Source organism: Psychrobacter sp. SWN149 (genome assembly GCF_015864565.1).
In the GTDB taxonomy this organism is placed as follows: Bacteria; Pseudomonadota; Gammaproteobacteria; order Pseudomonadales; family Moraxellaceae; genus Psychrobacter.
In genome coordinates this window covers 1-6,133 of the sequence record NZ_JADYWX010000014.1, presented here as the reverse complement: position 1 = coordinate 6,133, position 6,133 = coordinate 1, and the positions used below count along the sequence as shown (strand labels likewise).

Annotated in this window: 6 protein-coding genes; 3 read left to right on the top strand and 3 right to left on the bottom strand. The window is 34.7% G+C overall.

Annotation, left to right across the window (positions count from 1 at the left end; genetic code table 11):
- Positions 1 to 461: 461 nt before the first annotated feature.
- Positions 462 to 1,628, bottom strand: a complete 1,167-nt coding sequence (locus tag I6E86_RS13600) for a competence protein CoiA (RefSeq protein WP_197177918.1) — start codon at positions 1,626 to 1,628, stop codon at positions 462 to 464.
- Positions 1,629 to 2,135: 507 nt separating this feature from the next.
- On the opposite strand from I6E86_RS13600, the gene I6E86_RS13595 reads away from it, so the two are divergent.
- Positions 2,136 to 2,519 (top strand): hypothetical protein, encoded by a 384-nt coding sequence (locus I6E86_RS13595; RefSeq protein WP_197177917.1) that lies wholly within the window; start codon positions 2,136 to 2,138, stop codon positions 2,517 to 2,519.
- A gap of 293 nt (positions 2,520 to 2,812) precedes the next feature.
- Positions 2,813 to 3,754, top strand: a complete 942-nt coding sequence (gene repM / locus I6E86_RS13590; protein ID WP_197177919.1) for a replication initiation protein RepM — start codon at positions 2,813 to 2,815, stop codon at positions 3,752 to 3,754.
- A 65-nt stretch (positions 3,755 to 3,819) separates the two neighbouring features.
- Here repM and I6E86_RS13585 read toward each other — a convergent pair whose 3' ends face one another.
- On the bottom strand, positions 3,820 to 4,041 hold the full coding sequence (locus I6E86_RS13585) for a hypothetical protein (RefSeq protein WP_197177916.1): 222 nt from the start codon (positions 4,039 to 4,041) through the stop codon (positions 3,820 to 3,822).
- Positions 4,042 to 4,166: 125 nt separating this feature from the next.
- On the opposite strand from I6E86_RS13585, the gene I6E86_RS13580 reads away from it, so the two are divergent.
- Positions 4,167 to 5,501, top strand: a complete 1,335-nt coding sequence (locus I6E86_RS13580) for a site-specific DNA-methyltransferase (protein ID WP_197177915.1) — start codon at positions 4,167 to 4,169, stop codon at positions 5,499 to 5,501.
- Between the two features lie 20 nt (positions 5,502 to 5,521).
- On the opposite strand, the gene I6E86_RS13575 is transcribed toward I6E86_RS13580, so the two are convergent.
- Positions 5,522 to 6,133: hypothetical protein (locus tag I6E86_RS13575; protein WP_197177914.1), on the bottom strand; the 612-nt coding region annotated here is incomplete at its 5' end.

Genomic DNA, 6,133 nt, shown 5'->3' with positions numbered 1-6,133 from the left:
TTTTTTTGATTTCTCAGTATCGATTACGGGGCTGACGGCTCTTCTAAATATTTTCAATAATGACATTCTTTGTTCAGCATTAAATCGCTTATCTCTTATATAGTGAAGTAGATCCGCTGATGAGTTTGATTGCATGACTAAGGATCTGAACAATTCAATAGAATCGTTATACTTGTCATTTCTTCTTTTCAAAAACTCGGGAAACATTGGACTTGAGTTTATTGCCGTTATGATAGATTCAGGGTTGTGTACATTACACAGAAAAGATAAATTATTATTCATACTAAGCGAACGGGATTATATCCCTCTCCTAATGTTGATTATTTTAAAAGACGAGAAAATACACAATAATTAAATATAAAAGATTCTTCGTAAGTAAACTTGTGTAAATAAAAATCTACCATAATAGCGTAATCACTCCTTGAGAGGTGACCAATCACTAAGCTTGATTTAACGCTATTTCACCTTTCTATGGTGTCGATTAAGACCCACCTGCCAATATCATAATCAACCATTCTGTTGTAAAAGCTCACTGTTCCAAACTCCATTAATACTCTCCCATTTCTGGGTACGGTAATTTTATTTGTCTCAACTATCTTATTTGAGTAGTAAGAACCCCAAGATTTCAGGAAGTGGCGACCCATTAAAGCGTCGCAGTGAATACATGAGTTGGCAATATAACTACTGCCTACTGTGTCACTATATCGACTTCTTAGAGGTGGGAAATTATAGCTTTGAGAGAAATTGGAATTTATATGCTCTATTGTTTCTTTATCACATACATCAACATCTTGACTGTTATGACTGTACTCATGATCAATATCATATAGCGTATTTTTGAACCTAACTTTCATAACTGTATTGGTTGGTTTCTTACAAGACCAACATTGGAGCCTGACGATATCGAGCGATAATTGGGACGTTGGGCTGTACTTTGAACGAAACTGTATATTGCCTGAGACCAGATTTTCTACAAAACTCTCTAGTTCCAACTCAGTTTGATCTAATGGATCGAGCCTTAATTCTTCCTCTAAAGCTACTTTACAGATGTTATATACTTGGTAGGTGCTGTCAGACTCTTTTTTAGTTTTATAAATAGAAAATACCGGCACACTTTTAGTTCTGTGCATAAAGTCACCGACTATTGCATCCCTATCTTTAATTGAGCCACTTCTAAGCAGCCATGCACATCTGATGCCTGAGTCTTTATAAACTTGCTGCCTACGCTTTGTCTCGATAAAGCTTTGACGACTCCACTGAACCTCAATAGCTATCTTAGCTTTACCCTTTTCAGCATATATATCGGCTATCCATTCCTCACCTTTATTAGATACACCTCTTTTTTCGACTTCAACGCTCCAGCCACATTCAAATAATTTTTTACTGACTAAATATTTAATGTGTATGTGTTCGGGCGTCTCACCGCCAGTAGAGCAATCATTTGTCTCAGGTTTTGATTTGTGAGCAAAAAACTGTGTGCCTAGCTTGCTTGTCTTTAGTATTGCCCGATTGCCACAGCAAGCCATATTGAAACTGGACGTTTTATCTTCTTTTAGTGCTATCCAATCTTTTAAGCTGTACACAAAACTATAGATTTGTTTATCATTTTTTATGCAATTAAAAGCCATGTTAATCCCCAATTATTTAGACTTTCTAATGGTTAGTATCATAGTTTGACCTTACCTGCTTGTAGGCTGAAAAAGAATAATAAATATTTGAGCCTCTAACAAAATTTAAAAAAGTCTTGTATCAGCAGATACAAGACTTAGGTTAGCTTGATGCTTAAACTGATCTGAAACTAGAATTACTAACCAACGAACAACCAACTACAATGTAAAAATACCCCATTTTTGACGGCGGTAGCCTATCCTGCAATCAATAAAAAAAACCTCTTTCTCTCTTTTTTCTAGGCATTTTCCTTCAATATAACGATTTGCTTTCAAATGGTTTCAATTGCTTTCAACTAATTAACAAAATAGTGGGTTTAGCTTTCAAATGGTTTCAATTGCTTTCAAATAGGAGCTAAAAACTATTATGCTGGTTTCAAATGGTTTCAAATGGTTTCAAATGGTTTCAAATGGTTTCAATTACTTGTATTAAATTATATACAGTATTCATCAATAGGGAAGGTAGATATGGCAACGCAAAAACTAACAAAAGCTGCAATAAGTTTCATTTTTGAAAAAAGAAACGATTGGCACGTTAACTACACCTTTGCTGATATTGCTAATTTATTGAAAGAAGATTTTGGCATTACTATCACTGAGCAAGGTGTTAGCAAAAGTTACCGTAAATATAAAGATAATAAAGAGTTTCAAACTATACCAATAGTGGCTACCGATAAAGAAGCTGATAGCAATGTAGATACTAGCAATATGACAACGAAAGAAAATTATTATCGTAAAGTTACGCTTTACAAGGAAGGTAAAGATAAATCTGAACCCTACGTAGCTAAGAAGAAAAAACGAGACTTTGATGAAAACGCAGGTAAAGGTATTTCTATAGATCACTTATTCTAAGTAATCTTAGGTTGGTATGAACTTAATTAAAAAATATTTCAAATTAGTAAAAAGGCTTTTAATGTTTTTAATAGCTTTTAAATACTTTTACGTCTTCTACAGACCTTTAAATACATAGGCTTCAGCTTTCATATGAATAGGTTTATCGCACAATATGAATAGGTTTATCGCACAATATGAATAGGTTTATCGCACAATATGAATAGGTTTATCGCACGTAAAGATAAAGTGTTTTACAACCTATTTTAAATAGGTTAACATCTGTTTTAATCTTATGGATATGGCTTATGGATATGACAGAATTAGTCGTTAAGGATAACGCATTAATACAAGCAAGTTATACGCTCGATCTAGTAGAGCAGCGTTTGATGCTACTGGCTATTATGGAGGCAAGAGAGACGGGCAAAGGTATTGCCCCTGATAGCTTGCTACAGATACACGCCCATAGTTATGCTGAGCATTTTGATGTTAATAAAGAAACAGCTTATGCTGTGATGAAAGATGCCTCTAAAGGTTTGTTTGATCGTTATGTGACATACCATGACAAGAACCCTAAAACAGGCAAAGATAGGAGTTTCCACTGCCGTTGGGTAGATAAGATAGGCTATGAAAAAGACACTGGTATTGTCTATTTACGCTTTACTCATGATGTTGTACCGCTAATTACTCGACTTGAGCAACAATTCACCAGTTATGATATAGAGCAGATTAGTAGCCTAAATAGCACCTATGCTATCCGACTGTATGAGCTGTTAATCCAATGGCGCTCAGTAGGCAAAACGCCCATGTTTGATCTACAGCAGTTTAGGCAACAACTAGGTGTTGAGCCTGTGCAATACAAAACAATGAGTAACTTCAAAAAATACGTGCTAGATTTTGCAGTACAACAAGTTAATGAGCATACTGATATTACTGTCAAATATGATCAACATAAGCAAGGTCGTATCATCACTGGATTTACTTTTAATTTTAAAGTCAAAACCAAGTCTAAAAAGACGATAGAGTCAAAAAGAGATAGTGATACTCCTGATATGCTTACTGCAATGAAAATGACAGACAAGCAACGTGGTGCGTTCGCATCTAAGCTTTCACAAATGAGTGAGTTATCTAGTTACGCCAAGCAGGGCGAGGATTACAAGCAGTTCGCCGAAAGAATTGAGACTGAGCTATTAGATGAAAAAAAGCAGATATTTTATATACCTTATCTTGAAAAATTAGGTTTCCAACCGTCCTAGATATTAAGTAATAACGTACTTTAAAATGAATTATTACTTAACAAATTCTGCAAAGTGATTAATTGCTATTTCAGGATAGTATTTTCAGTTTCTCTATCATCACATACCTCTCTTAAAACGGTTATTTTTTCCTCTTCGGATAGGTTTTTAAATGATAATATCGCCGCTTTCACAACATCACTCCTACTACATTTAAAGTCTTTAGGAAGAAAGCTGATGCTATCAATATCTTTGCTTACCTGTTCAGTAAGACTAAAATTAACTCTTTTGAATTTAGATTGAGTCATAAATGGCTCCAAAATGTTATTTAAAAGCAATATAAGATTGTTAATAATTGCGCAAGTTACTTAACTTGCGCAACAAACTATTTCATGCTACAGTTTAACAAATTAAAAGGTTAATAGGTATATCCATGGCTACAGGTATAGTTAAAGGTGAAAAATTAGGCGATGATGCTTTATTGGCTGATTCAGCAAAAAGTGAGCCTTTCCCATTACCTTCAAACAGCGATAAGTTTGAGTTGAACTATCCTAACAAACTCTCTAAAGCTGATATTTTAGGAGAAATAGACCATCAGTATTCAACTATTGATATTGAAGGTAATGTTACCCCTATAAAAGATATTGAAGCAAATGCCTTTCTACTTGCTGATAATTTCTATGCGCTTAAAAAGCTCATAGAAATTAAAAAGGGTAAGGTAGCTCTAATTTATTTAGATCCACCATATGGTACAGGTAGGGACTTTCAGTCACGCTCTCTTAAACATGCATATAAGGATGTTATGGGTACTGCCTCATGGATTGAGTTCATGAGAAGAAGGCTGATTTTGATGCGTGAGTTGCTCTCCAATGAAGGTTCTATATACGTTCATATAGGACATCAAATGCTTTTTCATTTGAAGATTGTGATGGATGAAGTATTTGGAGAGTCTAACTTCAGAAATATGATAGTCAGAAAGAAATGTAGTTCCAAAAACTATACTAAAAATCAGTATCCTAATCTAAATGATTATATACTTTTTTATTCTAAAACTGATTCTTATACATGGAACCAACCTTCCTTACCAGCTTCAGAAGAGTGGATAGATAAGGAATATACTAAAAAAGATGATTTAGGTCGTTATAAATTAGTACCAGTTCATGCGCCAGGTGTAAGAAATGGTGAAACAGGTAAGACATGGAAAGGTATGGAGCCTCCCAAAGGTAAACATTGGCAATATACACCTAAGAAACTGGATGACTTAGATTCTCAAGGTTTGATTCATTGGTCAAAAACTGGAAACCCGAGACGGAAAGTATATTTATCAGATAATAAGCAGTTACCATTAACGGACTATTGGGAACAGTACAGAGATGCGCATCATCAGAGTATAAAGATAACGGGCTATCCAACAGAAAAAAACCTAGATATGCTTAAAATGATAGTGCTAGCGTCTAGCAACAAAGGCGATCTTGTCTTAGATCCATTTAATGGCTCTGGTACTACTATTCATGCTGCTAATGAACTAGGGAGGGAGTGGATAGGTATAGACCAGTCTTTCGCAGCAGCAGAAGCAACACTGAAAAGGCTTAGACACGGTTTAGAAAAAATGGGTGATTATGTTAATAATAAAAAAACCGATCAGAAAGATTTATTCTCTGATCAGTCTTTCTTACCTAACTTGAATAGTGTTGATTTTAAATTTATCGTTGATTCAAATGTCATAGAGAATCATAAAACTGAAGTTACTTTATTATCAAAAATATAATAAAAGATGTATTTCCCATATTAACTTCTAATCCATTCTTCTGTAATACGAGCATCTGCTAGTTTTAAAGTAGATACTCGTACATGATCGTTTGATGTGCCGTCTAATAGACATGACTCTTCCCATGTATCTCTATGCGTTAGACCAGGACCATCAGACAAAAACAATATTTTAAATTTTTTCAAGTAATTGGTCTTAAAAGCAGCGCCTTTTAAGACCTTATCATTGTTTCCACCTGTTCTATCGTCAGATTGTGAGCCACCTCGCGTACTATCGTAACGAGCAAACCCAATAACCACAACCTCTCCGCTTATAGCATCTCTTATAATAAAATCACAAGGGAAGTTACCTTTAAAGTCAGGAAACACACTACTCAACTGTATGTCTTTACCGGCACCTCTTGGACCCTCGATAGTAAAAATATTTTCAAATTTACTTTCAAACCATTCAAAAAATAAGTCCGTCAAAATATAACCTTGTTTTCCTCTATCGTCATATTCTCCAAGAAGGGCTGCTAAGACAGATTTCTCTGAACCGCTTAGAAATTCAAATTGGCGCTTTAAAGTCGTTATATCTTTGAATGTATGACCATAGTGTTCAACGAATAATGAGGTTGGTATACTTATTTTTTT

What these genes read in the sequence shown, in the direction of transcription:
- repM (WP_197177919.1), top strand. Translation starts at nt 2,813, where the DNA reads ATGACAGAATTAGTCGTTAAGGATAACGCATTAATACAAGCAAGTTAT.
- I6E86_RS13600 (WP_197177918.1), bottom strand. Translation starts at nt 1,628, where the DNA reads ATGGCTTTTAATTGCATAAAAAATGATAAACAAATCTATAGTTTTGTG.
- I6E86_RS13580 (WP_197177915.1), top strand. Translation starts at nt 4,167, where the DNA reads ATGGCTACAGGTATAGTTAAAGGTGAAAAATTAGGCGATGATGCTTTA.
- I6E86_RS13595 (WP_197177917.1), top strand. Translation starts at nt 2,136, where the DNA reads ATGGCAACGCAAAAACTAACAAAAGCTGCAATAAGTTTCATTTTTGAA.
- I6E86_RS13585 (WP_197177916.1), bottom strand. Translation starts at nt 4,041, where the DNA reads ATGACTCAATCTAAATTCAAAAGAGTTAATTTTAGTCTTACTGAACAG.